This window comes from Isoptericola haloaureus (assembly GCF_036689775.1).
GTDB lineage: Bacteria > Actinomycetota > Actinomycetes > Actinomycetales > Cellulomonadaceae > Isoptericola > Isoptericola haloaureus.
The window spans coordinates 17624-43218 of sequence record NZ_JBAGLP010000097.1; the positions used below are offsets into that span (position 1 = coordinate 17624).

The 25595-nt window shown below is 75.4% G+C and carries 25 protein-coding genes and 1 riboswitch; of the genes, 14 read left to right on the forward strand and 11 right to left on the reverse strand.

All coding sequences use genetic code 11. The features are described from left to right. Positions 1 to 14: 14 nt before the first annotated feature. A complete protein-coding gene (locus V5O49_RS00645) occupies positions 15 to 284 on the reverse strand; it encodes an acylphosphatase (protein ID WP_332900529.1) in 270 nt (89 codons plus the stop codon). A gap of 152 nt (positions 285 to 436) precedes the next feature. Between V5O49_RS00645 and V5O49_RS00650 the strand changes: the two genes are divergently transcribed. From V5O49_RS00650 to thiD, 6 genes are all read left to right on the forward strand, one after another. Continuing rightward, positions 437 to 892 carry a MarR family winged helix-turn-helix transcriptional regulator gene (locus V5O49_RS00650; protein WP_332900530.1) on the forward strand — a complete coding sequence of 152 codons (456 nt, stop codon included), beginning with the start codon at positions 437 to 439 and terminating at the stop codon, positions 890 to 892. Positions 893 to 929: 37 nt separating this feature from the next. Next, the gene (locus V5O49_RS00655; RefSeq protein WP_332900531.1) at positions 930 to 1358 is read left to right on the forward strand and encodes an organic hydroperoxide resistance protein; all 429 of its coding nucleotides are present in this window, start codon (positions 930 to 932) and stop codon (positions 1356 to 1358) included. Between the two features lie 124 nt (positions 1359 to 1482). After that, positions 1483 to 3918, forward strand: a complete 2436-nt coding sequence (locus V5O49_RS00660) for a beta-glucosidase (RefSeq protein WP_332900532.1) — start codon at positions 1483 to 1485, stop codon at positions 3916 to 3918. 153 nt (positions 3919 to 4071) lie between these two features. Beyond that, positions 4072 to 5514, forward strand: a complete 1443-nt coding sequence (locus V5O49_RS00665; protein ID WP_332900533.1) for a hemolysin family protein — start codon at positions 4072 to 4074, stop codon at positions 5512 to 5514. After that, complete coding sequence (locus V5O49_RS00670) at positions 5511 to 6515, forward strand: hemolysin family protein (RefSeq protein ID WP_332900534.1); 1005 nt, start codon at positions 5511 to 5513, stop codon at positions 6513 to 6515. The genes V5O49_RS00665 and V5O49_RS00670 overlap by 4 nt, the downstream gene beginning before the upstream one ends. A gap of 84 nt (positions 6516 to 6599) precedes the next feature. Further along, a riboswitch (TPP riboswitch) is annotated at positions 6600 to 6695 on the forward strand. Continuing rightward, complete coding sequence (thiD, locus tag V5O49_RS00675) at positions 6687 to 7619, forward strand: bifunctional hydroxymethylpyrimidine kinase/phosphomethylpyrimidine kinase (RefSeq protein WP_332900535.1); 933 nt, start codon at positions 6687 to 6689, stop codon at positions 7617 to 7619. It overlaps the preceding riboswitch by 9 nt. A gap of 2 nt (positions 7620 to 7621) precedes the next feature. On the opposite strand, the gene V5O49_RS00680 is transcribed toward thiD, so the two are convergent. After that, positions 7622 to 8254: a class I SAM-dependent methyltransferase gene (locus V5O49_RS00680; protein ID WP_332900536.1), complete on the reverse strand. Its 633-nt coding sequence runs from the start codon at positions 8252 to 8254 to the stop codon at positions 7622 to 7624. Positions 8255 to 8325: 71 nt separating this feature from the next. Between V5O49_RS00680 and V5O49_RS00685 the strand changes: the two genes are divergently transcribed. Beyond that, on the forward strand, positions 8326 to 10188 hold the full coding sequence (locus V5O49_RS00685) for an ABC transporter ATP-binding protein (RefSeq protein WP_332900537.1): 1863 nt from the start codon (positions 8326 to 8328) through the stop codon (positions 10186 to 10188). After that, positions 10185 to 12011, forward strand: coding sequence for an ABC transporter ATP-binding protein (locus V5O49_RS00690; RefSeq protein ID WP_332900538.1), 1827 nt, complete (start codon positions 10185 to 10187; stop codon positions 12009 to 12011). Before V5O49_RS00685 ends, V5O49_RS00690 begins: the two co-directional genes overlap by 4 nt. A 13-nt stretch (positions 12012 to 12024) precedes the next feature. Here the strand turns inward: V5O49_RS00690 and V5O49_RS00695 are convergent, their stop codons facing one another. After that, positions 12025 to 13038, reverse strand: a complete 1014-nt coding sequence (locus V5O49_RS00695; protein ID WP_332900539.1) for a LysR family transcriptional regulator — start codon at positions 13036 to 13038, stop codon at positions 12025 to 12027. 94 nt (positions 13039 to 13132) lie between these two features. Between V5O49_RS00695 and V5O49_RS00700 the strand changes: the two genes are divergently transcribed. The 3 genes from V5O49_RS00700 to V5O49_RS00710 are packed head-to-tail and all read left to right on the forward strand — an operon-like array spanning position 13133 to position 16222. Next, the gene (locus V5O49_RS00700; RefSeq protein ID WP_332900540.1) at positions 13133 to 14128 is read left to right on the forward strand and encodes a threonine ammonia-lyase; all 996 of its coding nucleotides are present in this window, start codon (positions 13133 to 13135) and stop codon (positions 14126 to 14128) included. 9 nt (positions 14129 to 14137) lie between these two features. After that, positions 14138 to 14758: an L-threonylcarbamoyladenylate synthase gene (locus tag V5O49_RS00705; RefSeq protein WP_332900541.1), complete on the forward strand. Its 621-nt coding sequence runs from the start codon at positions 14138 to 14140 to the stop codon at positions 14756 to 14758. Between the two features lie 54 nt (positions 14759 to 14812). Further along, positions 14813 to 16222: a UTP--glucose-1-phosphate uridylyltransferase gene (locus V5O49_RS00710; RefSeq protein ID WP_332900542.1), complete on the forward strand. Its 1410-nt coding sequence runs from the start codon at positions 14813 to 14815 to the stop codon at positions 16220 to 16222. 22 nt (positions 16223 to 16244) lie between these two features. On the opposite strand, the gene V5O49_RS00715 is transcribed toward V5O49_RS00710, so the two are convergent. Continuing rightward, a complete protein-coding gene (locus tag V5O49_RS00715) occupies positions 16245 to 16910 on the reverse strand; it encodes an IMPACT family protein (RefSeq protein ID WP_332900543.1) in 666 nt (221 codons plus the stop codon). Positions 16911 to 16960: 50 nt separating this feature from the next. Here V5O49_RS00715 and V5O49_RS00720 point away from each other — a divergent pair, with 50 nt between their 5' ends. From V5O49_RS00720 to V5O49_RS00730, 3 genes are read left to right on the forward strand one after another with little or no spacing between them, the layout of a single operon-like run. After that, positions 16961 to 17596 (forward strand): ArsR/SmtB family transcription factor, encoded by a 636-nt coding sequence (locus tag V5O49_RS00720; protein WP_332900544.1) that lies wholly within the window; start codon positions 16961 to 16963, stop codon positions 17594 to 17596. After that, positions 17593 to 18858, forward strand: a complete 1266-nt coding sequence (locus tag V5O49_RS00725; RefSeq protein WP_332900545.1) for an MFS transporter — start codon at positions 17593 to 17595, stop codon at positions 18856 to 18858. The genes V5O49_RS00720 and V5O49_RS00725 overlap by 4 nt, the downstream gene beginning before the upstream one ends. 10 nt (positions 18859 to 18868) lie before the next feature. After that, positions 18869 to 19519 (forward strand): hypothetical protein, encoded by a 651-nt coding sequence (locus V5O49_RS00730; RefSeq protein ID WP_332900546.1) that lies wholly within the window; start codon positions 18869 to 18871, stop codon positions 19517 to 19519. Between the two features lie 67 nt (positions 19520 to 19586). On the opposite strand, the gene V5O49_RS00735 is transcribed toward V5O49_RS00730, so the two are convergent. Genes V5O49_RS00735 through V5O49_RS00765 form a run of 7 tightly spaced genes read right to left on the reverse strand, consistent with a single transcriptional unit; the run spans position 19587 to position 25592 of the window. Beyond that, entirely contained in the window at positions 19587 to 20276 is a 690-nt protein-coding gene (locus V5O49_RS00735) for a GNAT family N-acetyltransferase (protein ID WP_405001123.1), read from the reverse strand. Then, positions 20264 to 20830: a hypothetical protein gene (locus V5O49_RS00740; protein ID WP_332900548.1), complete on the reverse strand. Its 567-nt coding sequence runs from the start codon at positions 20828 to 20830 to the stop codon at positions 20264 to 20266. Before V5O49_RS00740 ends, V5O49_RS00735 begins: the two co-directional genes overlap by 13 nt. Further along, complete coding sequence (locus V5O49_RS00745; RefSeq protein WP_332900549.1) at positions 20827 to 22224, reverse strand: DUF58 domain-containing protein; 1398 nt, start codon at positions 22222 to 22224, stop codon at positions 20827 to 20829. The genes V5O49_RS00740 and V5O49_RS00745 overlap by 4 nt, the downstream gene beginning before the upstream one ends. Then, positions 22221 to 23207, reverse strand: a complete 987-nt coding sequence (locus tag V5O49_RS00750) for an AAA family ATPase (protein WP_332900550.1) — start codon at positions 23205 to 23207, stop codon at positions 22221 to 22223. Before V5O49_RS00750 ends, V5O49_RS00745 begins: the two co-directional genes overlap by 4 nt. Then, positions 23204 to 23686, reverse strand: coding sequence for a hypothetical protein (locus V5O49_RS00755; RefSeq protein WP_332900551.1), 483 nt, complete (start codon positions 23684 to 23686; stop codon positions 23204 to 23206). Before V5O49_RS00755 ends, V5O49_RS00750 begins: the two co-directional genes overlap by 4 nt. Further along, the gene (locus tag V5O49_RS00760; protein WP_332900552.1) at positions 23683 to 24399 is read right to left on the reverse strand and encodes a DUF4129 domain-containing protein; all 717 of its coding nucleotides are present in this window, start codon (positions 24397 to 24399) and stop codon (positions 23683 to 23685) included. Before V5O49_RS00760 ends, V5O49_RS00755 begins: the two co-directional genes overlap by 4 nt. Next, entirely contained in the window at positions 24396 to 25592 is a 1197-nt protein-coding gene (locus tag V5O49_RS00765) for a DUF3866 family protein (protein WP_332900553.1), read from the reverse strand. Before V5O49_RS00765 ends, V5O49_RS00760 begins: the two co-directional genes overlap by 4 nt. Between the last annotated feature and the right edge of the window lie 3 nt (positions 25593 to 25595).

Consider the following 25595-nt stretch of genomic DNA (forward strand, 5'->3'; position numbering starts at 1 on the left):
GGGCCGCGGGTGTCTCACCGGATGCGGAAGACCGTGTCGCCCCGGGGCTCGACCGTGGTCACCTCGACGGACGAGACGCTCGCCGCCGGGGGACCGCGGTGCAGGAAGTCCACGACGCCCGCGACGGACGGCTCGTCGCCCTCGAGCTCGACCGCGACCGTGCCGTCGGGGAGGTTGGCGACCTCTCCGGCCACCCCGGCCCGCTCGGCGACCCGGGCCGTGGCGTACCGGAAGCCGACGCCCTGGACCCGACCGTGGACGACGGCGCGCAGGCGGGTGGTCACGCCCCCACGGTAAGCCTCGGTGCGCCGCGTCGGGCGGCATCGACCCCGCGTGGCGCGCACACCACCGGCACGTCGCACGTGAATGTATTGCGCACAACTGCATTGCGCACAACTGCATTGCGCGCAATGGAAATGCGTGCCATGCTCCTGGCATGCCAGACGTCGGCGCCTCGAAGGTCCTCGACCCCCTGCTGTGCTTCGCCGTGTACTCGTTGGAGCGCCGCATCGGACGGCTGTACGCCGACCTGCTCGCGCCGTGGGGCCTGAGCTACACGCAGTACCTCGTGATCGAGATGCTCGGCGCCAACCGGGGCCAGCCGCTGACCGTCGGCGAGCTCGGGCGCCTGCTGGACCTCGACTCCGGGACGCTGTCCCCGCTGGCCAAGCGGCTGGAGGGACGCGGGCTGGTCCGCCGGGGGCGTTCCCCCGAGGACGAACGCGTCGTGACCGTCGCGCTGACCGACGCCGGGCGGGCGATGCACGGCGAGCTGGAGGACGTCCAGCGGTGCCTCGCCGAGCGCCTGCCGCCGGACCACGCCGCCGCGGCCGACCTCATGGCCCGGCTGCGCGAGGCGAACGACTACCTGGCCCTGCACGCCGACGCCTGACCGGGCGTGGCGAGTCCACCACGAAGGGAACCGCTCCGTGCTCCAGAACATCGGCTACACCGCCGAGGCGTTGTCCACCGGCGCCGGCCGCGACGGCCACGTCCGTACCGACGACGGGCGCGTCGACCTCGACATGGCCGTCCCCAAGGACCTCGGCGGGTCGGGCGAGGGATCGAACCCCGAGCAGCTCTTCGCCGCCGGCTACGCCGCCTGCTTCCACTCGGCGCTGCAGAACGTGGCGAGGCAGCAGAAGATCCGGCTGACCGACACCTCGGTCGGGGCCCGGGTGCACATCGGTGCCGACGACGACGGCGGCTTCGGCCTGGCCGTCGAGCTCGAGGTCGTCGTGCCGGACCTGCCGGCTGCCGAGGCCCAGGCGCTCGCGGACGCCGCGGAGAAGGTGTGCCCGTACTCCAACGCCACGCGCGGGAACATCGACCTGACCCTCTCGGTCGTCGAGGACTGAGGTCGCGGTCGACGGCGGGACGTCCGACGCGGGTCGGGCGCCCCGCCGTCGGCGTCCCCGGGCCGGTGCCGGCGGGCCGTCGAGCGGATGCCCGGGGTGCGTCGCGGCGCGTACAGTACTCGACGTGAACGAACGAGCGGCAGGTATCGGCCAGGTCGACAGCTCGGACCGGCTCGCGCAGGGACGTGTGCAGCTGCGGTCCGAGGACGCGTGGATCCCGGAGGGCATGGGGGAGACGTGTCGCCGTGCCGCCGCCGAGGGCATCGTGCTGCTGACGAACGAGAACGAGGCTCTGCCACTGTCTGGGAGCGCTCCCATCGCGGTGTTCGGCCGCGTCCAGCGCGACTACTTCACCGTCGGCTACGGCTCCGGCGGGGACGTGCGCCCCCCGTACTCGTGGAACCTCGTGGACGCGCTGGCGGCCACCGACCTGCAGGTGGACGCCCCGCTCGCCGAGCGGTACGCGACCTGGTGCGACGAGCACCCCGTCGACCCCGAACCCGCCTGGGGCACCTGGCCCCGCTCCCACCCGGAGATGCCGCTGACCACCGCGGAGGTCGAGGCCGTCGCCGCCCGCACCCCGACCGCCGTCGTCGTCCTCGGCCGTGCGGCGGGCGAGGCGCGCGAGCAGTCGCTCACCGAGGGCGGCTACCACCTCACCGCCGACGAGCGCACGCTGCTGTCGCAGGTCAGCACCGCGTTCGAGCGCACCGTCGTCGTGGTCGACACCGGCAACGTGGTCGACCTCGCCTGGACCCGGGAGTACGACCTCGACGCCGTGCTGCTGGCCTGGCAGGGCGGGATGGAGTCGGGACGCGCCGTGGCCGACGTGCTCACCGGGGCCGTCCCGGCCGGCGGCAAGCTGACCGCCACGATCGCCACCGCCTACGACCGCTACCCGAGTGCCGGGCACTTCGGCGGCCACGAGCACAACGAGTACGTCGAGGACGTCTACGTCGGCTACCGGTGGTTCGAGACGTTCGCGGCCGAGGACGTGCTGTTCCCGTTCGGCTTCGGGCTGACCTACGCGAGCTTCGACGTGCGCGCCCGGGACGTGCGCGCCGACGACGGCGAGGTCGTGGTGCGGGCCGAGGTCACCAACACCCACGCCGTCCACCCCGGCACCGAGGTCGTGCAGGTCTACGTGCGCGCCCCCCAGGGCGTCCTGGGCCGCCCGGCCCGGCACCTGGCCGCCTTCGCCAAGACCCGCGAGCTCGCCCCCGGCGCGTCGCAGACGCTCGAGCTGCGCTTCCGGCTCGAGGACCTCGCCGCGTACGACGACGGCGGGGCGACCGGGCACCGGTCCGCCTACGTGCTCGAGGCCGGCCGCTACGAGGTCCTGCTGGGCACCGACGTGCGCAGCGCCCTGCCGTGCGGCGGCATCGACGTCGAGGACCTGCGCGTCGTGCGGCAGGTGGCCGAGGCCGCCGCCGTCGAGCCGGCGCACGCCTTCGACCGCGTCGTGGCCCGCACCGGACCCGACGGCGCGCCGCAGGTCGCGCACGCCCCGGTGCCCGTGGCGACCGTGTCGCGCCGCGACCGGGTGCTCGCCGGGCTGCCCGCCGCCGTCGCGCAGACCGGGGACGCCGGGGTCCACCTGGCCGACGTCGCCGCCGGGCGGGCCGACCTCGACACCTTCGTCGCCCAGCTCGACGACGACGAGCTCGAGGCGCTCTCGCGCGGGGACTTCACGATGGACTCGGCCCTCGGCGCCGCGGGCAACGCCGGCGCGCTCGCCGGCACCGTGCCGTCCCTGCGCGCCAAGGGCGTGCCCGCCCTGACCACCACGGACGGCCCCGCCGGGATCCGGCTGGCCACCCACACCGCGCTGCTGCCCTGCGGGACGGCGCTCGCCTCGACCTGGAACGTCGAGCTCGTCACCGAGCTCAACACCTTGCTGGCCGCCGAGATGGCGGCCAAGGGGTCGGACGTCCTGCTCTCGCCGGGCATGAACGTCCAGCGTGACCCCCTGTGCGGACGCAACTTCGAGTACTTCTCCGAGGACCCGCTGCTCACCGGGCGGATGGCCGCCGCCACCGTGCGCGGCATCCAGTCCGGGGGGCTGGCGGCCTGCCCCAAGCACTTCGCCGCGAACAACCAGGAGGACAACCGCGAGCACCACGACTCGCGCGTGTCCGAGCGGGCGCTGCGGGAGATCTACCTGCGCGGCTTCGAGATCTGCGTCGCCGAGTCCGCGCCGCGGACCCTCATGACGTCCTACAACAAGATCAACGGCGTCTGGGGCCACTACCACCACGACCTGGTCACGACGATCCTGCGGGGCGAGTGGGGCTTCGACGGCGCCGTCATGACCGACTGGTGGATGCGCGAGGCCGTCGACCCCGACTTCCCGGCCGTGACCAACGACGCCTACCGGGTGCGCGCCCAGGTGGACGTGCACATGCCCGGGGCGTGGGGGCGCGAGGACCGTCACGGTGACGGCTCCCTGCTGGCCTCCCTGGCCGCCGACGACGGTCTCACGCGGGGCGAGCTGCAGCGCACCGCCCGCAACGTGCTGCGCCTGGCGCTGACCAGCCCCCGGGTGACCGGCGGCGCCTGACCTCCGCGCGCCGTGGCCGCCCGCCCCGGGCCGATATAGGATCCCGGGACAACACCTGCTGGGAGGCGTGGAACAACTCGTGAACAAGGCTGCTGATCCAGCAGACGGAGACCATCGACGGCACAGCGCGTCGCAGCAGTCCGGGGGTGGCCGGTGCTGATCACCGTCGCCACCCTGCTGCTCGGGATCGTGGTCATCGCGGTCGTCATCGCCTTCAACGGCTACTTCGTCGCCCAGGAGTTCGCCTACATGTCGGTGGACCGCTCCCGGCTGGGGGCGCAGGCCGAGGCGGGCGACAAGGCCGCCGCCAACGCCCTGACGGTCACCCGACGGACCTCCTTCATGCTCTCGGGCGCCCAGCTCGGTATCACCGTGACGGGTCTGCTCATCGGTTACGTCGCCGAGCCCCTCGTCGGTGAGTCCCTCGGCGAGATCTTCGGCGTCGTCGGCGTCCCGGCAGGGGTCAGCGTGGCCGTCGGCACCGTCGCGGCGCTCGCGATCTCCACCGTGGCGCAGATGATCTTCGGCGAGCTGTTCCCCAAGAACCTGGCCATCGCGGCGCCGGACACCCTGGCGCGCCGGCTCGCCCGCTCCACCCGGATCTACCTGGCCGCCTTCGGCTGGCTGATCACGGTCTTCGACCACGCCGCCAACGGTCTGCTGCGGCTGGTGCGCATCGAGCCCGTCGAGGACGTCGACTCCAGCGCCACCGCGCGCGACCTGGAGCACATCGTGGCCGACTCGCGCCAGAGCGGGGACCTGCCCGACGAGCTGTCCATGATGCTGGACCGGATCCTCGACTTCCCCCAGCGCGACGTCGAGCACGCCATGGTCCCGCGCGCCCGCGTCGACACGCTGGCCCCGGACGCCACGGTCGGCGAGGCACGCGCCGCCATGGCCGCCGCGCACACCCGGTACCCGGTGATCTCCGACGAGGACGAACCGGTGGGGGTGGTGCACCTGCTCGACGTGCTGGCCGCCGGCGAGGACCAGGAGGCACCGGTCAGCGACATCATGCGTCCGGCCACAGTCGTGCCGACCCTGATGCTGCTGCCCGACGCGCTCGCGGAGCTCACGGCGCGGCGCGACGAGCTGGCCTGCGTCATCGACGAGTACGGCGGCTTCGCCGGCATCCTCACCGCCGAGGACCTGGCCGAGGAGGTGGCCGGGGAGATCACCGACGAGCACGACGTCGAGCAGGCCGAGATCGTCGAGCCCGAGGACGAGACCTCCTGGCGCATGGGTGGTGACGTCCACCTGGACGAGGCCGAGCGCGTCCTCGAGCACGAGCTGCCCCGAGGGGACTACGAGACGATGTCCGGCCTGGTGATCGCCGAGCACGGCCACCTGCCGCAGGTGGGGGAGACCGTGACGGTCGAGCTGGCCACCGAACCGGTCGAGCTCGCCCTGCACGAGCAGGTGCAGCGCCGGCTCACCATCGAGGTGCTCACCGTGGACCGGTACGTCCCGTCCCGGCTCCGGGTGACACTGCACGAGATCGAGCCGTCGGAGTCCGAGGACCCCGACGACGATCCCGGGGACGAGACGCCCGCGGCGAGCGACGAGGACCTCGAGAGCGAGGGGGAGCGGCGATGACGAACCCGTGGATCGTGACCGCCGTCACGACCCTGCTGCTCGTGGCGAGCGGCTTCTTCGTGATCATCGAGTTCGCGCTGCTGGGCGCGCGCCGGCACCGCCTGGAGGAGATGGCCCCGACGCACGGGGCCGCCCGCTCCGCGCTGCGCGCCACCAACGAGCTGACCGTCATGCTCGCCGGGGCCCAGCTCGGCATCACCGCCTGCACCTTCGCGCTCGGTGCGGTGACCAAACCCGCCGTGGACGGGTGGCTGGGCCCGTGGATCGAGTCCGTCGGTGCGCCGTACTGGCTCGCCGACTCGGCCGCGTTCGTCCTGTCGCTGCTGCTGGTGACCTTCCTGCACCTGGTGGTGGGCGAGATGGCGCCGAAGTCGTGGGCCATCACCCACCCCGAACGGTCCGCCATGCTCATCGCGCCGCCGGCCCGCGCCTTCATCTGGGTGTTCCGGCCGCTGCTGGGCTGGATCAACCGGATGGCGAACAAGCTGGTCGCCGCGGTGGGCGTCGAACCCGTCGACCGCGCCGCCGTCGGCGGGCAGGACGCCGAGACGATCCGCCACCTGGTGGACCACTCGGCGCGCAAGGGGTCGCTCGACGACGCCCTCAGCGCCCCGCTGGCCGGCGCCCTCGACCTGACCACCCGCGAGGTGTCCTCCTTCGTCCGGGCCGACGCCGCACCGACCGCCGTCGCCGCGGACGCGGACGTCGCCGCCGTGCAGGAGGCCGCACGGCGCAGCGGACACCTGCGCATCCTGGTCGACACCGGTGACGGCCCGCCCGGCATCGTGCACGTGCGCGACACGCTGCTCGAACCCGCCGAGCGCCCCGTGCGCGAGCTCGCCCGTCCGGCGTACGTCGTGCGGCCCCAGATGCCGGTCCACGAGGCGCTGTCCGGCATGCGGCGCGCCAGCGTGCAGCTGGCCGTCGTCATGGACGGCGACCTGCTGGTGGGCGTCGTCTCGCTCGAGGACGCGCTCGGCCAGGTCGTCCCGCGGTCCTGAGCCGCCGGCACCGCGCGGTACGGCAGGCATCGGGCAGCCCGGCCAGCGGCGTGCACCCCGGGACCGGACGGCACGCTACGGTGGGGACTCGACACGGGGTGCGCCCGCCAGGGCGCTGAGATCACACCCGTCGAACCTGACGCAGCTCGCACTGACGAAGGGATGTCGCCGATGACGACCCGCGCCGCCACCCCGCCGCCGACCGCGCCGCCGAGGAGCCCGGGAGCCCCGCCCCGCGTGCTGGCGGTGGCGGGCTCGGACCCGTCGGGAGGTGCCGGCGTCCAGGCGGACCTGAAGTCGATCGCCGCCGCCGACGGCTACGGCATGGCCGCGCTGACGGCGCTGACCGCGCAGAACACCTGCGGTGTGCGCGACGTCCACGTCCCGCCGCCGGAGTTCCTGGCCGCGCAGCTCGAGGCGCTGTCGGACGACGTGGCGATCGACGCCGTGAAGATCGGCATGCTGGCCGGCGCCGACGTGGCCGCGGTGCTGGACGCCTGGCTGCGGCGGATCCCGGCCACCGTGCCCGTGGTCCTCGACCCGGTGATGATCGCGACCTCGGGCGACCGGCTGCTGGACGCGGCCGGCGAGACGGCCGTCCGCGGTCTGCTGTCCCGCTGCGACGTCGTCACCCCCAACCTGCCCGAGCTGGCCGTCCTGCTCGGCGAGCCGACGGCCCGGGACTGGCAGGCAGCCGTGGGCCAGGGCGTGCGGCTGGCCGCTCGCGCCCGGCTGCACGTGGTCGTCAAGGGCGGGCACCTGCCCGGGGACCGCGTCCCGGACGCGCTGGTCGGCCCGGACGGCACCGTGCGCGAGGTCGAGGGCCGCCGGGTCGACACGCCGCACACCCACGGCACCGGCTGCTCGCTGTCGGCCGGGCTGGCCACGCGCTTCGTGCGCGAGGGCGACTGGTACCGGGCCCTGGCGGGCACGAAGGCCTGGCTCACGGCGGCGCTGGCCGCCGGGGCCGACCTCGGCGTCGGGCAGGGCCACGGACCGGTGGACCACTTCGCCGCCGTGCGCACCGCGGTCCACGACGGCGGCACGGCACCGGTCGGCGGCGGGTGGCAGCCCGCGAGGGCCGGGGCCGGCGTACCCGGCTGACTTCAGCGCGGCCCGGTGTCGTCGAGGGGGCGGCGGGCCACGACCTCCAGGGTGTGCCAGTGCTTCGGTCCGCCGAACGACGGGCCGTCGTTCTCCTCCTCGAGGACCTCGACCACGTCCCAGCCGGAGCAGAGGTCGTCGAGCTCGTCGCGGTCGTGGAAGGAGAGCCGCCCGGCGAGGGTCGGGTCGGCGGCCCAGGTGTCGCGCGGGCCGAACAGCGTGACGCCGCACCAGTCGCCCGGACGCAGCGCGGTGCGCAACCCGTCCCACACGGCGGGGAAGTCCGCGGGCGGCACGAACGGCAGCGTGAACCCGGCGTGCAGGAGGTCGAGCGGGGGCAGGGGCAGCGCGTCGGCGACGCCCTGGCGGCGCACGGTCAGGGCTGGGCGGTGCGCGGGCGCGACCGCGGCGGTCACCCGCTCCACGGTCGACGGGGCGGGGTCGATCGCGAGGACGCGCCAGCCGTGGTCCAGCAGGGCGGCGGTCTCGACGCCGGCACCGGCTCCCAGGTCGAGGGCGCGGCGACCGTCGCCCGGGCCGGCACGGTCGAGCAGGCGCCGGCACAGACGACGGGGCGTCCGTCCCTCCTGGGCGGCGTTGTACGTGTTCCAGTGCTCGTCGTCGAAGCGGACCACGGCCCCAGCGTAGGCGGCCGGAGGTCGTGCCCGGGGCAACGATGTCGGTGCCGGGTGCGAGAATCGTTTCGATGCCCTCCTCCGCGCCTCCCCACCGACCCGACGGACCGCCGGCCCCGGCCGGGTCGCACCTGAGCACCCCGGCCTCGTTGCGGCGGCTGCTGCCGTACGTGCGGCCCGCCCTGCCCCGGCTGGTCGCCGGGCTCGTCGCCGCGCTGGGGGCCAGCCTGGCCGCGCTGGCGATCCCGCGCGTGCTCCAGGAGCTGGTCGAGGGACCGCTGGCCTCCGGGGCGGCAGCCGGCGACGTCGGCGCACTGGTGTGGCCCACCCTGGCCGTGCTCGCCCTCGGCCTGCTCGAGGCCGGGCTGATCCTGCTGCGCCGCAACCTCGTGATGTACCCCGGCACCCGCGTCGAGGCGGCGCTGCGCACCACCCTGTTCCGCCACCTGCTGCAGCTGCCCGCCTCCTTCCACGACCGCTGGGCCGGTGGCCAGCTGCTCAGCCGCTCGATGACCGACCTCGGCCTGCTGCGCCGTTGGCTCGTCTTCGGGCTGCTGCAGCTCGTGGTCAGCACGATCACCATCGTCGTCGGCGTCGGCGTGCTCGTCTCGACCGCGGGGTGGCTGGGCCTCGTCTACCTCGCCGGCGCCGTACCCGTCACGGTCGTCGCGTACCGGTTCTCGCGCCGATACCGCGTCATCGCCCGGCTGTCCCAGGACCAGTCCGGGGACCTGGCCACCACCGTCGAGGAGTCCGTGCACGGCATCCGCGTGCTCAAGGCCTTCGGCCGCGGCGGGGACGCCCTGGCCTCGTTCACCGGCCAGGCCGAGCGGCTGCGACGCACCGAGATCCGCAAGGCCGGCAACCAGGCCACCGTCACCACCGCCCTGCAGCTCATCCCCGAGCTGACGCTCGCGGTGTGCCTCGTCCTGGGCGTCTGGCTGACCGCCGACGGGCAGATCAGCGTCGGGGCGCTGGCCGCGTTCTTCCTCACGGCCGCCGTCATCAACGGCCCCGTGGTCGACCTCGGCATGACGCTGTCGATGACCCTGAACGCTCGCACCGCCGTCGACCGCTTCTTCGAGGTCGTCGAGACGCCCAACCCGCTGACGGACCCCGCCGAGCCGCGCGAGCTCGGCACGGTCCGTGGCGACGTGACGCTGCGCGACGTGGTGTTCCGCTACGAGGACGACGAGCCGCCCGTCCTGGACGGGGTCGACCTCGACCTGCCCGCCGGGACCACCACCGCCCTGGTCGGCCTGACCGGTTCGGGCAAGTCGACCCTGGCGATGCTGCTGCCGCGCATCCACGACGTCACCGGCGGCTCCGTCCGCCTCGACGGCGTCGACGTGCGCGACCTGCGCCGCCACGACCTGCGCCGCGCGGTCGCCGTCGCCTTCGAGGACCCGACGCTGTTCTCCACCACGGTGCGCGAGAACGTCCTGCTCGGCGTCGACGACACGTTGCCCGCCACCGAGCGCGACCGCCTGCTCGCCGACGCGCTCGAGGTCGCCCGGGCAGGGTTCGTCCACGACCTGCCCCACGGTGTCGACACACGCATCGGCGAGGAAGGGCTGTCCCTGTCCGGCGGGCAGCGCCAGCGCCTCGCCCTGGCGCGCGCCATCGCCGCGCGGCCTCGCGTCCTCGTGCTCGACGACCCGCTGTCCGCCCTCGACGTGAGCACCGAGGAGGCCGTCACGCGAGGGCTGCGCGAGGTGCTGGCGGGCACGACCAGCCTGGTCATCGCCCACCGGCCCTCCACGGTGGCGCTCGCCGACCGGGTCGCCGTGCTGGCCGACGGGCGCGTCACCGCCGTCGGCACCCACCGCGAGCTGCTGGCCCGCGACGCCCACTACCGCTACGTCGTCGCCTCCCTGGAGGAGGACTGGGCGGCCCACGAGCACGACGCCGACGTCACCGAGGAGGTCCGATGAGTACGCCGGCCGCACGGCTGCGCCCCACCGACGCGCGCGCCGACGACGCCACCGACCTGGACCGCGGCACCTCGCGCGCCGTGCGCCGCCGGTCCCTGGCACTGCTCGGCCGGCTGCTGCGCCCCCGGGCCGGCGCGCTCGCCGTGGCCGGCGCCCTGGTCGTGGTCAGCACGGCCGCCCAGGTGGCCGGACCGCTGCTCGTCCAGGCCGCGATCGACACCGCGCTGCCCGCCCTGCGCGACGGGGACCCGGGCCGGCTCGTCGCCGTCGGCAGCGCGTACGTGCTCGCGGCCGTCCTCGGCGGCCTGTGCGCCGGCGCCTACGTGCGCGCCGCCGCCCGGGTGGCCCAGAGCGTCCTGCTCGAGCTGCGCCGCCGCGTCTTCCGGCACACCCAGCGACTGTCCCTGGAGTTCCACGAGTCCTACACCTCCGGGCGGGTGATCAGCCGTCAGACCTCCGACCTGGAGGCGCTGCGCGAGCTGTTCGACGGCGGTCTGACCGGTGTCGTGTCGTCGCTGATGCTCATGGTGTTCACGGCCGGGGCGCTGTTCTACGTCGACTGGCGCTCCGGGCTCGTGCTGCTGGTCGCCCTGCTGCCCGCGTGGTGGCTCACCCGGTGGTTCCAGCGGCGCTCGCAGGTGTCCTACCGCGAGCAGCGCACCGCCTCTGCGCGCCTGATCGTGAAGTTCGTCGAGACCATGACCGGCATGCGCGCCGTCCAGGCGTTCCGCCGCGAGGCCACCGACGACGCCGAGTACGGCCGCCTCGGCGAGCAGTACCGGGACGCGAACCTGCGCATCTTCGGGGTCAACGGCCGCTACCAGCCCGGACTGGTGCTCATCGGCAACCTGACCGTCACCGCGGCGCTGGCCTATGGCGGCTGGCGGGTCGTGGACGGGACCCTCGAGGTCGGGGCCCTGGTGGCCGTGCTGCTGTACGTCAAGCGGTTCTTCCAGCCGATCCAGCAGCTCGGGATGTTCTACAACGCCCTGCAGTCGGCCGTCGCCGCGCTGGAGAAGGTCTCGGGGCTTCTCGCCGAGGAACCGACCGTCGTCGAGCCGGAGGACCCCACGCCGCTGCCCGCGCCCCGCGGCGAGGTCCGCCTCGACGAGGTCACCTTCGGCTACGGTGACGGCCCGGTGGTGCTGCCCGGGCTGGACCTGACGATCCCGGCCGGCCAGACCGTCGCCCTGGTCGGCTCGACCGGGGCGGGCAAGTCCACGCTGGCCAAGCTGGTCACCCGGTTCTACGACGCCAGCGCCGGGCGGGTGCTGCTGGACGGGGTCGACGTGCGCGGCGTCTCCGGCGAGGACCTGCGCCGTGCGGTGGTGATGGTGACCCAGGAGGCGTACCTGTTCAGCGGGTCGGTGCGGGAGAACATCGCGCTCGGCCGTCCGGACGCCACCGACGAGGAGATCGAGGCGGCCGCCCGTGCGGTCGGCGTGCACGAGTTCGTCCAGAGCCTGCCCGAGGGCTACGACACGGACGTCAACAAGCGCGGCGGCCGGGTCTCGGCGGGGCAACGCCAGCTCCTGAGCTTCGCCCGCGCCTTCCTCGCCGACCCGGCCGTGCTCGTGCTCGACGAGGCGACGAGCTCGCTGGACGTCCCGGGCGAGCGGCTGGTGCAGCGCGGTCTGCAGACGCTGCTGGCCGACCGCACCGCGATCATCATCGCCCACCGCCTGTCGACGGTCGACATCGCCGACCGCGTCCTGGTGCTCGAGCACGGGCGCGTCCTGGAGGACGGCTCCCCGGACGAGCTCATCGCCGCGGGCGGGCGGTACGCCGCGATGCAGCGCGCGTGGCAGGACTCGGTGGCCTGAGCCTCCTCGCGCCTCAGGCCGGCACGGCGTCGGCGGCGCCGATCGCGACGAGCTGGTCCACCAGCGCCCGCACGGGGGGCGAGGGCTCGCCCACGGTCAGCGCCCGCACGGCCCGGCGTGCGCCGGGCAGCACCGACGTCGCCACGTCGGGGTGGCGGTGCGCCCGCAGCGCCAGACCGGGCAGCAGGCTGACCCCGGCACCGGCCGCGACCAGCGCCTGGACCGCGACGTAGTCGTCGGTCTCGAAGGCGATGCGCGGGGCGTAGCCCGCCACCGCGCAGCGGGCGACCAGGTCGGCCCGGCACCGCTCGCAGCCCGCGATCCAGGGCGCGTCGGCGTACCGGCGCAGCACCGGCGTCGACCCGGCCCCGAGGGAGGCATCGGGCGTCTCGGGCGTCTCCGCATCCCCGGTCGCGTCGGACGTCTCGGGGGCCCCGGAGGCAGCCGCGGGCCGGTCCGGGCACGTGACCAGGTGCACCTCGTCGTCGAGCACGGCGGTGGCGGTGAACGGCGACGGGTCGCGCACCGCACGCGGGTCGGAGACGTCGACGTGGTCGAACACCAGCGCCACGTCCACCTCGCCGGAGCGCAGCGCCGCGATGGCCTCCGGCGGCTCGGCCTCGACGAGACTCACCCCCAGCCCGGGATGGGCCGCACGCAGCCGGTGCACCGCCTCGGGCACGAGCGTGGCGAGCGCCGAGGGGAAGGCGGCCAACCGCGCCCGGCCCGCCCGCAGCCCGGCCAGGGCGTCCAGCTCGCGCTGCGCCCCCTCGACCCGGGCGATGATCTCCTCGGCCCGGTCGGCCAGCAGCTGGCCGGCCTCGGTCAGCCGGACACCGCGGCCCACGCGCTCCAGCAGCGGCAGACCGGCCTCCGCCTCGAGGCGGGCCAGATGGTGGCTGACCGAGGGCTGCGCGTAGTGCAGGTCGCGGGCGGCCGCCGTCACCGACCCGGTGCGCGCCACGGCCGCCAGCACCCGCAGCCGCGTCAGGTCGAGCTGTGCCGGGGGAGGAGGGACGTCCGTCATCCCCCCAGCCTACGAGCCATTGATAGACGGATGCGATCCAAGTGCGCGAAGACCGGCATTGGACCGATGAAAGCCCCCGCCGCAGCATGGATCCATGGCACCGTCACCCCCGACCGTCGACGACGTCAACGCCGCCCGCGACCGCCTCGACGGGCTCGTCGTGCGGACCCCGGCCCGCGCCTACCCCGCGCTCGACCGGCTGGTGCACGCCCGGGGCGCCGTCGGGACCGCCGTCGTGGTCAAGCACGAGAACCTCCAGCACACCGGCGCCTTCAAGGTGCGCGGCGCCCTCAACCTGGTCCAGCGCGGCCGCGACGTCTCCCGCGGGATCGTGGCCTACTCCACCGGCAACCACGCGCAGGCCCTGGCCTACGCGGCCGCCCGCGCCGGCCTGCCGTGCACGATCGTCATGCCGCGGAACCCCAACCCGGTCAAGGAACGAGCCGTCCGCGACCACGGCGCCGAGGTCGTCCTGCACGGCACGGACCTCGCCGCGGCCGCCTCCCACGCCCACGAGATCGCCCGGCGCCGCGGCGCTCGGCTGGTCAGCGCCGGCGACGAGCCCGAGCTCGTCGCGGGAGTCGCCACCGCCACCCTGGAGCTGCTCGAGCAGGAACCGCACCTGGACACCCTCGTGGTCCCCGTCGGCGGCGGCTCCGGCGCGGCCGCCGCGTGCCTGGTCACGGCCGCGCTCGCACCCCACGTCGAGGTCGTCGGCGTGCAGTCCGCCGCCGCGCCCGCCGCGCACGACTCCTGGCGTGCCGGGGCGCTGCGCACCCGTCCCAGCCGCACCCGCGCCGAGGGGCTCGCCGTCGGCTGCGGGTTCGCCCTGACCCAGCAGGTGCTCCGCGACCGCCTGCGCGACTTCCTGCTGGTCGACGACGACGCCATCACCCGCGCCCAGCACGCCTACCTCACCGCGGCACGGACCGTCGCCGAGGGCGCCGGTGCCGCGGCGCTCGCGGCCGTCATGTCGCACCCGGAGCGCTTCGCCGGGCGCCGCGTGGCGGTCGTGTGCAGCGGCGGCAACGCGCGCGAGGAGGAGCTGCGGCGCGCGTTGACGTGCGACGCGGCGGGGTCGGCGGCGTAGCCTGGCGGCATGGCGCGCATCGTCGACATCCATCCCGTGGACCCGCAGCCGCGGCTGGTCCGGCAGGTCGTGGACGCCCTCGACTCCGGTGCCCTGGTCGCCTACCCGACCGACTCGGGCTACGCGCTCGGCTGCCGGGTCGGCCAGCACGACGGCGCCGAGAGGATCCGGCGGATCCGTCGGCTCGACGCCAAGCACCACTTCACGCTCGTGTGCGCCGACTTCGCGCAGATGGGCCAGCTGGTCCGGCTGGACAACGCCGAGTTCCGCGCGATCAAGGCGGCCACTCCGGGGCCGTACACGTTCGTCCTGCCGGCCACGGCGGAGGTGCCCCGGCGGCTGGCCCACCCGAAGAAGAAGACGGTCGGGGTGCGGATCCCGGACTCGCGCCTGGTCCAGGCGATCCTGCGCGAGCTGGGCGAGCCGCTGCTCAGCTCGACGCTGATCCTGCCGGACCAGGACGTGGCGATGACCGAGGGCTGGCAGGTCGCCGAGGAGCTGGACAACGACGTGGACCTGGTGGTCGAGTCCGGCGTGGTGACGGCCGCGCCGACGACGGTCGTGGACTTCTCCGGCCCGACGCCGGAGGTCGTGCGCGAGGGCGCGGGGGACCCCGACCCGTTCCTGTGACCGCGCCGCGGGCCGTTCACGCGCGGGACACCCGCGGCGGCTAGGGTGCCAGGCATGAGCGATCGTGGACTCGAGCTGGCACAGGACAAGATGCGCGCCGCGGGCGTGGCGACCGCGGCGATCGACACCTTCACCCGGTTCTACCGGTTGCTGGAGGAGGGGGCGACAGGGCTCGTCCGGGAGGACGACGTCGAACCGCTGACGGGGCTGACGCGGCACGCCGACCTCGACGTCCCGGACGAGGAGGCCGCCGAGGCGCTCGGCCGGACCGCGATCATCAAGCTCAACGGCGGCCTCGGCACCTCGATGGGGATGGACAAGGCCAAGTCGTTGCTCGAGGTCCGGCGCGACGAGGCGGGGGAGCCGCTGAGCTTCCTCGACGTCATCGTCGGCCAGGTGCGCGCCGCCCGGAGGTCCACCGGGGCCCGGCTGCCGCTGGTGCTGATGAACTCCTTCCGCACCCAGGACGACACGCTGGCGGCGCTCGCCCCCTACGGCGACCTGGCCGTCGACGGGCTGCCGCTGGACTTCCTGCAGAACCGTGAGCCGAAGCTGCGCGCCGACACGCTCGAGCCGGTCGAGTGGCCCGCCGACCCCACCCTCGAGTGGTGCCCGCCCGGTCACGGCGACCTGTACCCGGCGCTGCACGCCGGCGGGGTCGTGCACGCGCTGCTCGAGGCGGGCTTCCGCTACGCGTCGGTCTCGAACTCCGACAACCTCGGCGCGACGCCGGACGGCGAGATCGCGGCGTGGTTCGCCCGCAGCGGCGCCCCCTACGCGGCCGAGATGTGCCTGAAGACGCCGGCCGACGTCAAGGGCGGCCAGCTCGTGGTGCGCAAGGCGGACGGGCGGATCATCCAGCGCGAGACCGCGCAGACGCACCCCGACGACATGGACGTCTCCCTGGACCCGACCCGGCACCGGTACTTCCACACGAACAACCTGTGGTTCGACCTGGAGGCGCTGGCGGCCGAGCTCGACCGGACGGGGGGAGTGCTGGAGCTGCCCCTGATCCGCAACTCCAAGACGGTCGACCCGACCGACGGCGACTCGCCCGAGGTGGTCCAGATCGAGTCGGCGATGGGTGCCGCCGTCGCGGTGTTCGACGGGGCCACGGCGATCGAGGTGGGCCGTGAGCGGTTCCTGCCGGTGAAGACCACCAACGACCTGCTGCTGCTGCGCTCGGACGTGTACGAGCTGACCGACGACTTCCGGCTGCGGGCCACCGCGCCGGCCCCGCTGGTGCAGCTGTCGAAGACCTACAAGACGATCGGTGCCTTCGACGAGCGTTTCGCCGCCGGTGCGCCGTCGTTGCGCGGGGCCGAGGGGCTGTCCGTGGCCGGCGACTGGACATTCGGCGCGGACGTCACCGTCGTGGGCGACGCCGTCCTCGACGAGCCAGAGGGCGGGGTCGGTACGGTTCCCGACGGCGCCACCGTCGCCGCGGACGGCGTCCGGGCCTGACGGGTCGCCGTCCGCGGGCGCCTCAGTCCGCCGGCGGCACGTCCACGATCCGCTCGGCACCGACCTGCGCGGCCAGCCGCCCGGCGGTGGCGGCGGCGAGGTCGGCGTCGAGCCGGTCGAGCTCGGCGGGCGGGACCAGCAGCCGGAGACGAGCGACCTCGGCGTACTCCGGGTCGCCGACCACGGCACCGTGCGCCGCGCTCCAGTCGCGCAGCAGGTGGTCGACGCGGCCCGCGTCAGCGTGCGGGGCGTCCACCCAGACCTCGCGCACGGCGCGGCGCTCGAGGACCAGGTGCCGGGTGGCGGCCTCCTCGACCGCGCCGGCGACGGCCGCGGAGTAGGCCCGCACGAGGCCGCCCGCCCCGAGCAGGACACCCCCGAAGTAGCGCGTCACGACGGCGACCACGTCGGTGAGGTGCTGCTGGCGCAGCACCTCCAGCATCGGCACGCCCGCGGTGCCGGAGGGCTCGCCGTCGTCGGAGGAGCGCTGCGCGTCGGCGTGCGTGCCGCGGACCATCGCCACGCAGTGGTGGCGCGCGTCCCAGTGCTGCTTGCGCACGGCCGCGACGACGGCGTCCGCCGCCGACTCCGTCGTCGCGGGGGCGAGGTGGGCCAGGAACCGTGACTTCTTGACGACCAGCTCGTGGTCGACGGCGGTGGCCAGGGTGCGGGGCAGGGGTGACGACACGACGCCATCCTACTATTGCAACAACTCTTTCGAAAGAGTAGTTTCATCGCATGGCAGACGACACCGTCCCGGCAGGGTCCGGACCCGCGCGGCGTGACGGGCCGCCCACCCCGCCGTTCCCGGTGCGCACGATCTCCGACCCCCGTGAGCTGCGCGCGCTGGCGCACCCGGTCCGGTTCGCCCTGCTCGACCTGCTCGCCGAAGGGCCCCTGACGGCCACGCAGTGCGCGGAGCGGCTGGGGGAGACCCCGGCGAACTGCTCGTACCACCTGCGTCAGCTCGCGAAGTACGGCCACGTCTTCCCGGCCGGCGGCGGCCACGGCCGGGAACGCCCCTGGACCGCCCGGGAGGAGGGCATCACCTGGGACGACGCCGGTCCGGCCGGCGAGGCGGCCCGTGCCGCCCTCGACGAGGCGGTGGACGCGTTCCGCTTCGACGCCTGGCGTCGGTTCTGGCACCGACGGTCCGCCGAGCCCGAGGAGTGGCGTCGTGCGGCGCTGTCCACCGACGTCGTCGCGTGGTTGACGCCCGACGAGCTCGAGCGCGTGACGCAGGGGCTGTACGACCTGTTCGCCCCCTACGAGCACCGTGCCGCCGACGCGTCGGCGCGCCCGGCCGGTGCGCGGGCGGTCCGGTTCTTCGCCTACGGCTACCCGGGAGCTCCCGGGGACCGGTCGGACCGGTGAGCGTCCGGACCCCGGCCACCCTCGACGCGAACGGGCTCCGTCGTCGTCTCGTGGCCCTGTCCTTCCTGCGCTGGTTCCCCACGGGGCTGACCCTGCCCGTGACGGTGCTCCTCCTGCAGCAGCGCGGCCTGGACCTGGCGGCGGTCGGGCTGCTGGTGGCGCTGCACAGCGCGGTCACGGTGGTCCTGGAGCTCCCGACGGGCGGCGTCGCCGACGTCGTGGGGCGCCGACCCGTGCTGACCGTCGCGTCGGCGCTGTCCGTCCTCGCCGCGGTCCTGCTGGCCGTGGGCACGTCCCTGCCGGTGCTGTCCGCGGCCATGGTCCTCCTCGGCGCTGCGCGGGCGCTCGACTCCGGCCCGCTGCAGGCCTGGTACGTCGACCACGTGCAGGCGCTCGACGCCGGGACCGACCTGCGCCCCGCCCTGGGGCGCGCCGCCTCCGCGGAGTCCCTCGGTCTGGGTGCGGGAGCGCTGCTGGCGGGCGGCGTCGCCGCCGTCGCGCTGCCGGTGCCCTTCGTCGTCGCCGCCGGCGTCGGTGTGGTGCACCTCGTCCTGGTGCGTCGCTGGGTGGCCGAGGGTGCCCGCCCCGCCCGTGGATCGGTGCGCGACGTCCTGCGGGACGTGCCGGTCACCGTGGCCCGGGGCGTCACGACGGCGGCCACCCGGGCGCCGCTGCGCCGGGTCGCGCTGGTGATGGGGGCCACGGGCGTCGCCCTGGCGGGGATCGAGCTGCTCGCGCCGGGCGCCGTGGCCGACGCGACCGGCGGGGAGCAGCGCGCGGCCGCGCCGTACGCCGTGCTGGTGACGCTCGGGTTCTGCGCCTCGGCGGGCGGGTCGGTGCTGGCGGCCCGTGCGGCACGCGTGGCTCGTTCCGGGTCGCGCGCGGCAGCCGTGTCGACGGTGCTGGCAGCCCTCGCGCTGGGTGTCGTCGGGCTGCCCACGGTCGGCGCGGCCGTGACCGGGTTCCTGGCCGTCTACGTGCTGCTCGGGATCGCCGGACCGTTGCTCGACGACCTCACGCACCGTGCCGTCTCGTCCCGGGAGCGCGCCACGGCGCTGTCGGTGAACTCCCTGGTGCTGCAGGCCGGGGGAGCGGGGGCCGCCGCGGGGCTCGGGGTGCTCGTGTCGGCGACCTCCCGGGGTACGGGTTTCGTGACGGCCGGTGCCGTGCTGGCGTTCGGTGCCCTGGCCCTGGTCGGGTGGCCCCGCGCCGGTCGAGGACACGCCGCGGCACGTGGCGAGAAAAAAGTGTGCCAAGCATGAGGATAAGTGCATGGCACGCGACGACACCCCCACGACGGCCCCGAACCCCGGACGCTACCCGCGCCCGCCGGTCACGCTGGAGGAGGCCGAGCGGGTCTGGCGGGAGCTCGCGGTCGAGGCGCTGCGCCCGGAGGCCAAGCCCGAGACGGTGCGGCTGGCGGTCGTCGCCGGTCTGACCCGCAGCACCGGGGCGCGGTACGGCGACCTGCTCCGCGTCCGGGCGGAGGACCTGGACCTCGGCCCGGACGAGCTGGCCGGGCGGGGCCGTGTCGCCGGCGCACGAGCGACGGGGGAGGGGAGGGTCCTGGTGCGGCACGGCAAGCACCGCACGCCGCGCCGGCACCGTGTGCCGGGGGACGTCGTCGTCGTGCTGCGGCACTGGTCCGTGGTGCGCACCGAGCTGGCGGCCGAGCTCGAGGGGTCGGTGCCGCGGGCGCTGCTGCTCACCGTCCACCACACGCACGACAACGGCACCACGGTCTCGAGCGGTCTGCCCATCACGCGACAGGGCCTCGTGCTCTCGTGGCGGCGTTTCGTGCTGCGGTCCAACGCCCGCCAGGGGGCCACCCGGCCTCCGCTGCCGACCCGGTTCGAGCAGGTGCGGCGTGCCTGGGTCGAGGCCGGCGTCACCGATCCCGGTGTGGTTCTCCAGGAAAAATAGTGTGCCAAGCACCGAAACAGCACCCACGCACGGCAGCCCGGGGCAGACCTGCCTGGACGAGCCAGGGTCAGCCCCGGGCGGTCGAGATCCCGAGCAGCGGGAGGTGCTCGGCCGAGGACGGCAGCTCGACGAACCCCAGCCGGTCGTAGAAGGCGCGGGCGCCGGTGTTGGCCGGGTCGTAGCTGAGATGGACCCCCGGGATGCCGCGACCCGCGAGGGCGTCGCACAACGTCTGCACGAGTCGACGGCCCAGCCCGTGGCCCTGCGCCTCGGGGACGAGGTCGATGTGCAGGTGCGCCGGGTGGGTCCGGAGCTCGTCCTGGTCCAGACCACGCACCATCCGTCCGGGGTCGGCGCCGTCACGGACGAGCGACTCCTCGGTGTACGCCGGGGTCTCCGCCGTCGCGGGCCCGGGAACGGGATGCCGGGCCAGGAACCCCGGGGTCCACGCACGCTGCCACCACGCGACGAACGCCGCGGTGTCCGGCGCGGCGACGATGTAGCCGATGAGCCGTCCGTCGTCCACGGCGAGCGGGTCGGGTCCCGGCGCGACGGCGTCGTGGTCGACGACGACGAACGCGAGGTCGGGCGCGTGCTCGACGTAGGGGAGCGCGTAGACGTCGGGCATCAGCGAGTCGTCGGAGTACACCCCGCGGGCGTCGCCCCCGCCGGCTGCCGTCCGCACGCACACCTCCGCCAGCGCGGAGCGGTCGGTGGGACGGTAGGAGCGGATCTCGATGCTGGTCACGACGCCCATCGTGGCAGAGCCCACCACGCCAGCACGACGACGGCGACGGCCCCGAGGACCACCAGACCGCCGACCGCTCGGCCCGAGGCGGCCCAGGCACCGGCCGCCGCCACCAGGGACACGGCGACGATCGTCAGGTCCCGGCCAGCCGTGCGGCGCAGTGCCGCGATCTCGACCCGTGCGCTCCATCCGACGTGCTCGGCCCACCAGCCCAGCCGCACGGTCAGCAGCGCCACGGGCAGCAGCCCGAGCACGGCCGGGTCGAACGGTGCCGATCGTGCGCCGAGCAGGACCAGCGCCGACGTCACGACGGTCACGTGCGCCGGCACCCGCCCCGGCCGGGCCACCGACCAGGCCCCGAGCACCCCCGCACCGACGAGGGTGAGGTCGGGCAGCAGCGGGGTACGGCTCGCCGCCAGCAGCACCAGCGCGGTGGCGACCACCCCGGCGGCCACGCGCAACCAGGCGCCGGCCACGGTGGGCCCGTGCTCCACCCGGACCGACGGCAGCGGCCGGTCGTGACGCCGGTGGCGCCAGTCCTGCACCTCGGCCCGCAGCGTCATCGGGCACCTCCCGCCACCGGGGCGCGTCGCACGTGGGCGCTGTGGTGACGTTCCGAGGCCTTGACCAGCGCCTCGAGACGAGCCGCGGCGCCCGCCCGCTCCGAGGCGCGCCACGGCACGACCGGCGTCCCCTCGGCCTCGAGCCGGCGCAACCGGTCCGCACGCTCCATCGAGGTCACGCGCCAGGCGATCCGCATGTGCGGCTCGACGACCGGGCGGACCGCCGGGAGCGTGTCGACGACGACGACCCGGTGCCCCTGCTCGCGCCAGGTCCGTGCCAGGTCGACCGGCTCGTCGTCCAGCACCGTGGAGAACACGAACACGACGGCGTCCGTCGGCAGCTGCGGCGGACGCAGACGCCGCGTCGGGCTGCCCCACGGGCTGCTCATCGCCAGCCCGTGCAGGATCCGGCGCAGGTGGCGACGACCGGCCGCGGGCGGGAGCGGACGGCGGCGGCGGCCCAGGTCCTGCAGCCCCACCCGGTCCCCGGCGTCGACGACGGCGTGGGCGACCGACGCCGCGGCGTGCCGGGCGAGGTCCAGCGACGTGGCCTCGTCCACCCGCTGCTCGCCCTGGCCGCGCCAGGTCCGCAGGTCCGGCCCGACGTCGTCCCGGGAGTCGACGACGAGCATCGTGGTGGCCTCGGCGGTGGCGTAGGTGCGACGCACGTACAGCTCGTCCAGCTCCGGCGAGCGCCGCGCGGTGGTGCGCCAGTCGATCCGTCGCAGCCGGTCTCCCGGGGTGAACAGGTGCACGTCGCGCAGCTCGTCCCCGTCGCCGAGACGCCGGGAGGTGTGCGGTCCGGTCAGCCCCCGCATCCGTGGCGGCAGGGGGACCCGGCCGAGGGGGACGGCGGTGGGCAGCACGAGCCGGGGCGGGCCGACGGCACGGACCGGGTCCTCCGCCGTCGTGCCCGCGGCGCCGTAGCCGCGCAGGTCCACGACGAACGTGGGCTGCGGGCCGGTGCGCACGGTGGCCGACCGCACCGCGAGCTCGCGGTGGTCGGCCGCGACGACCAGGTCGCTCGGCTCGTGGCCCGGCGCGGCCGCGCGGAGCACGACGAGCTCGGCACCGGGCGGCGGGTCGAGGGTGAGGGTGCCCGACAGCTCGCCGGGTGCCGTGGGGCCGTCCTCGGAGGACAGCGACGCGCGGGTGGGCGTCTGCGGGGAGGCTTCGCCGAGCGCCCTGGGCCGGCCGGTCCAGACGCCGGTCAGCAGGAGGGGCAGGCCGATGACGCCGACGTCCGCCCGCCCCGCCAGCAGCCCGACGACGAGCACGACGACGCCGGAGACGGTGCTCAGCACCGCGGTCGGGGTCCGGCGCCAGACGGGGTCCTCCGCGGCGCGCAGGCCGCGGTCGCGCGCACGGTCCCGGACGCTCGTGCCGAACGTCACCGGGTCGCCCCGACGGTCGCCGGGCCCGGCACGGACGCGAGCAGCTCGTGCACCACGTCCTCGGGCCGGGTGGCGGCGGCCCAGGCGGTCGGGGTCAGGGTGAGCCGGTGCGCCAGGACGGGCACCGCGACGCGCTTGACGTCCTCGGGCAGCGCGAAGTCGCGACCGTCCAGCACGGCCACGGCGCGCGCCATGAGCAGCAGGTTCTGCGACCCGCGCGGGGAGGCGCCGACCTCCAGGGCCGCGTGGGCGCGGGTCGCCGCCGTCAGGGCCACGCAGTAGTCGACGACGTCGTCGTCGACCGCCACGGCCTCGACGCCGGCCTGCATCGCCCGCACCACGTCGGCGTCCACCACGCGGCGGACCTCGGCCGCCTCCTGACGGCGCGCCACGCGACGCAGCAGGACGTCGCGCTCCTGCGCGGCCCCGGGGTAGCCGACGGCGAGGCGCACCATGAAGCGGTCGAGCTGAGCCTCGGGCAGCGGGTAGGTGCCCTCGTACTCGACCGGGTTGGACGTCGCGACCACGTGGAACGGCGCCGGCAGCGGACGGGTGACGCCCTCGACCGAGACCTGGCGTTCCGCCATCGCCTCGAGCAGCGCCGACTGCGTCTTGGGCGCCGTGCGGTTGATCTCGTCGGCGAGGAACAGGCCCGTGAAGACCGGGCCGGGCCGGAACACGAACTCGCGGTCGGCGGGGTCGAAGACGCTGGAGCCGGTGACGTCGCTGGGCAGCAGGTCGGGGGTGCACTGCAGCCGCGCGAAGTCGAGGCCGAGCGCCGTGGCGAGAGAGCGGGCCGCCAGGGTCTTGCCGAGCCCGGGCACGTCCTCGAACAGCACGTGGCCGCCGGCCAGCACCGCCGCGAGCGCCAGCTCGAGGGCCTCGCGCATGCCGACGACGGCGGTGCCGATCTCGTCGAGGACGGCGCGGGCGTGGCCGGCGACGTCGGGGACGGGCAGGGCTGCGGGGGCGGTGTCGGTCATCGGGTGGGCCTTCCGGGTGGCGGGGCGTCGGTGGTGAGGCGGTCGAGGGCGTCGAGCCACTGGTGCAGGGTGCGGGCGGTGGGCGGGGTGTCGGAGGTGAGCCCGGCGAGGGTGTCCGGGCCGAGGAGCCGGGCGGCGTCGGGGCGCTGGTCGGGGTCGGTGAGGTCGACACCGTGGGCGGCGAGGCGTCGGGCCGCGAGCGCCTGGACGCGCCGGGTGACGCGGGGCGAGACGCGGCCGTCGCGGGTGAAGGCCGCCCAGCCGAGGTCGGAGACGTCGCGGCGGGCGCCGTGCCGTTCCTCGGTGGGGGGCTGGGGCCACTCGGCGTGGTCGCCGTCGTCGAGGGAGGTCCAGGCGTGCCAGAGGGCGAGGAGGCCGGCGGGCAGCAGGAGGGCGTGGACGGGGTCGACGGTACCGCTGAGGGCGAGCAGGAGGGCGGTGGTCAGGGCCAGGGCGCCGGGCAGCAGGCGGCGGGTCATGGCGCGGGGTCCGTGGTCCGGGGCAGGTGCCGGGCGATGCGGGTCAGCGCGGTGCGGGCGTCGGCGACCTGGGCGTCGGTGGTGGGGTGGTCGGCGAAGCGTGCCTGCTGGTAGAGGCGGCGCAGGGTGGTGACGTCGGCGGCGGGAGCCGGGGTGCGGGACAGGAGGTCCGCGGTGTACTCGGTGGGGGTCTGGGCGGGGTCGCGGGGGGCGCCGTGCTCGGCGGCGGCGTCCTCGAGGGCGACCCAGGCGGCGATGACGACGTCCTGGGGGGTGCGGGCGGCCTCGAGGCGGCCGAGGGCGCGGGTGACGGCGTCGTCCAGGTCGGGCAGCGGCACGGAGGGGGCCTCGGTGCCGGCCAGGGCGGTGCCGGCGTCGGGCCGGTCGGGTTCCTCGGGGGCGGGCGGGGTGTCGCGCAGCAGGGTCAGCACGCGCCGGGCGACCAGGGCGAGCAGGAGCACGACGACGGCGGCGCCGAGCAGGAGCAGGACGGTGAGCACCGAGTCGCCGGGGTCCTCGGGCAGGGGGTCGTCGGCGGCGGGGCTGGCGCTGATGCTGGGGGTGGGGCGCTCGGGCAGGTCCATGTCGCCGAAGCCGGCGACGAAGGCGGGCATCTCGAGGTGCCAGGGGGTGGCCGCGGCGGCTCCGAGCAGCGTCGCGGCGGCGAGCGCCGTCAGCAGCAGGGGCCGGGTGCCGGGGGAGCGGCGGGTCATGCGGTTTGCTGGGCGTGCCGGCCGGCGGCGGCGACGGCGACGAAGGCGGCGGGGTCGTCGTGCAGCCCGCGGCCCATGGTGGACAGGCGCGCGGGGGTGTGCTCGAGGGTCTCGAGCAGGTCGGTGCCGACGGGGGCGGCGACGAGGCGGTGCCGGTCGGCGAGTCCGGCGGCCTGGTCGTGGACGCGGCGGGTGAGGTCGGCGCCCCAGGCGGGTCTGTCCTGCAGGGCGTCGTCGGGGTGGGGCACGACGACGTCGGCGGGGGCGAGGGCGACGCGTCCGTAGGCGGTCAAGGAGTGGTGGGACACGCCCAGGTGCCGGTCGCGCGGGTCGGCGCCGGAGACGCGCAGGGAGGCGACGGGGCGTCCGCCGAGCGTGGCGGCGGCGTTGACGGCGTCGCCGGCGGCGACGCCGGAGAACCCCCAACGGGTGCCGGTGCCGAGGTTGCCGGGTCCCTGGGCGACGACGGCGAGGTCGGCGTCGACGACGTGGCGGGCGGCGAGCAGCCCGGTGTGCACCGTGACGGCCTCGTGGTCGCCGCCGAACGCCTGCCCGACGGTGATGGTGGCGGTGAGCCAGTCGGCGTCGCGCAGCGCGGCCACGGCGCGGGAGAACGCGGCCGGCAGGGCGCCGCCGTCGGTCATGACGTAGGCGACGCGGGGGGCGGGCCGGCCGGCCTGCGCGGCGGCGTACCGGGCACCGGCGACGATCGCGGGCAGGGCCGAGTGCAGGTCGGCGACGACGACGGGCATGCCGTGCAGGTCGTCGGCCTCGCGCAGCGCGTCGTGGTGGGGCGACTCCTGCTCGTCGACGCCGAGGACGAGGGCCTGCAGCGGGGTGTAGCGGGCCTTGACCAGGTGGCCGGGGCCGCGGGCGGGGTCGGGCGGCAGCGCCGTCGGATCCGCGGGGGCGACCACCAGGGCGTAGCCGCCGGTGCCCAGGCCGCGGGCGAGGGCGGAGACGTTCAGCGCGACGCGGTCGCCGACGGCGGGGGTCCCGACCAGCGCGGTGTAGGCCAGCGCCCGCACCTCGGCCGGCGGGGCCGTCCCGTCCGGCGCGGCGGGCAGCGGGGTGTCCAGCCGCACCCGCAGCTCGGTGGCGCCGCGCCACGACCGGCCGGTGGCGGTCACGGCGCCGGTGCGCCAGGTCACGTGGTCGGCGGCGGTTCGGTGCTGCGTCGGCCCTGTCGTCACCCG

Coding starts and splice junctions, on each gene's coding strand:
- V5O49_RS00755 (WP_332900551.1), bottom strand. CDS start 23,686: ATGACCCGCCGCCTGCTGCCCGGCGCCCTGGCCCTGACCACCGCCCTC.
- thiD (WP_332900535.1), top strand. CDS start 6,687: ATGACGACCCGCGCCGCCACCCCGCCGCCGACCGCGCCGCCGAGGAGC.
- V5O49_RS00750 (WP_332900550.1), bottom strand. CDS start 23,207: ATGACCGACACCGCCCCCGCAGCCCTGCCCGTCCCCGACGTCGCCGGC.
- V5O49_RS00700 (WP_332900540.1), top strand. CDS start 13,133: ATGGCACCGTCACCCCCGACCGTCGACGACGTCAACGCCGCCCGCGAC.
- V5O49_RS00695 (WP_332900539.1), bottom strand. CDS start 13,038: ATGACGGACGTCCCTCCTCCCCCGGCACAGCTCGACCTGACGCGGCTG.
- V5O49_RS00730 (WP_332900546.1), top strand. CDS start 18,869: ATGGCACGCGACGACACCCCCACGACGGCCCCGAACCCCGGACGCTAC.
- V5O49_RS00760 (WP_332900552.1), bottom strand. CDS start 24,399: ATGACCCGCCGCTCCCCCGGCACCCGGCCCCTGCTGCTGACGGCGCTC.
- V5O49_RS00735 (WP_405001123.1), bottom strand. CDS start 20,276: ATGGGCGTCGTGACCAGCATCGAGATCCGCTCCTACCGTCCCACCGAC.
- V5O49_RS00670 (WP_332900534.1), top strand. CDS start 5,511: ATGACGAACCCGTGGATCGTGACCGCCGTCACGACCCTGCTGCTCGTG.
- V5O49_RS00650 (WP_332900530.1), top strand. CDS start 437: ATGCCAGACGTCGGCGCCTCGAAGGTCCTCGACCCCCTGCTGTGCTTC.
- V5O49_RS00740 (WP_332900548.1), bottom strand. CDS start 20,830: ATGACGCTGCGGGCCGAGGTGCAGGACTGGCGCCACCGGCGTCACGAC.
- V5O49_RS00685 (WP_332900537.1), top strand. CDS start 8,326: ATGCCCTCCTCCGCGCCTCCCCACCGACCCGACGGACCGCCGGCCCCG.
- V5O49_RS00710 (WP_332900542.1), top strand. CDS start 14,813: ATGAGCGATCGTGGACTCGAGCTGGCACAGGACAAGATGCGCGCCGCG.
- V5O49_RS00720 (WP_332900544.1), top strand. CDS start 16,961: ATGGCAGACGACACCGTCCCGGCAGGGTCCGGACCCGCGCGGCGTGAC.
- V5O49_RS00690 (WP_332900538.1), top strand. CDS start 10,185: ATGAGTACGCCGGCCGCACGGCTGCGCCCCACCGACGCGCGCGCCGAC.
- V5O49_RS00705 (WP_332900541.1), top strand. CDS start 14,138: ATGGCGCGCATCGTCGACATCCATCCCGTGGACCCGCAGCCGCGGCTG.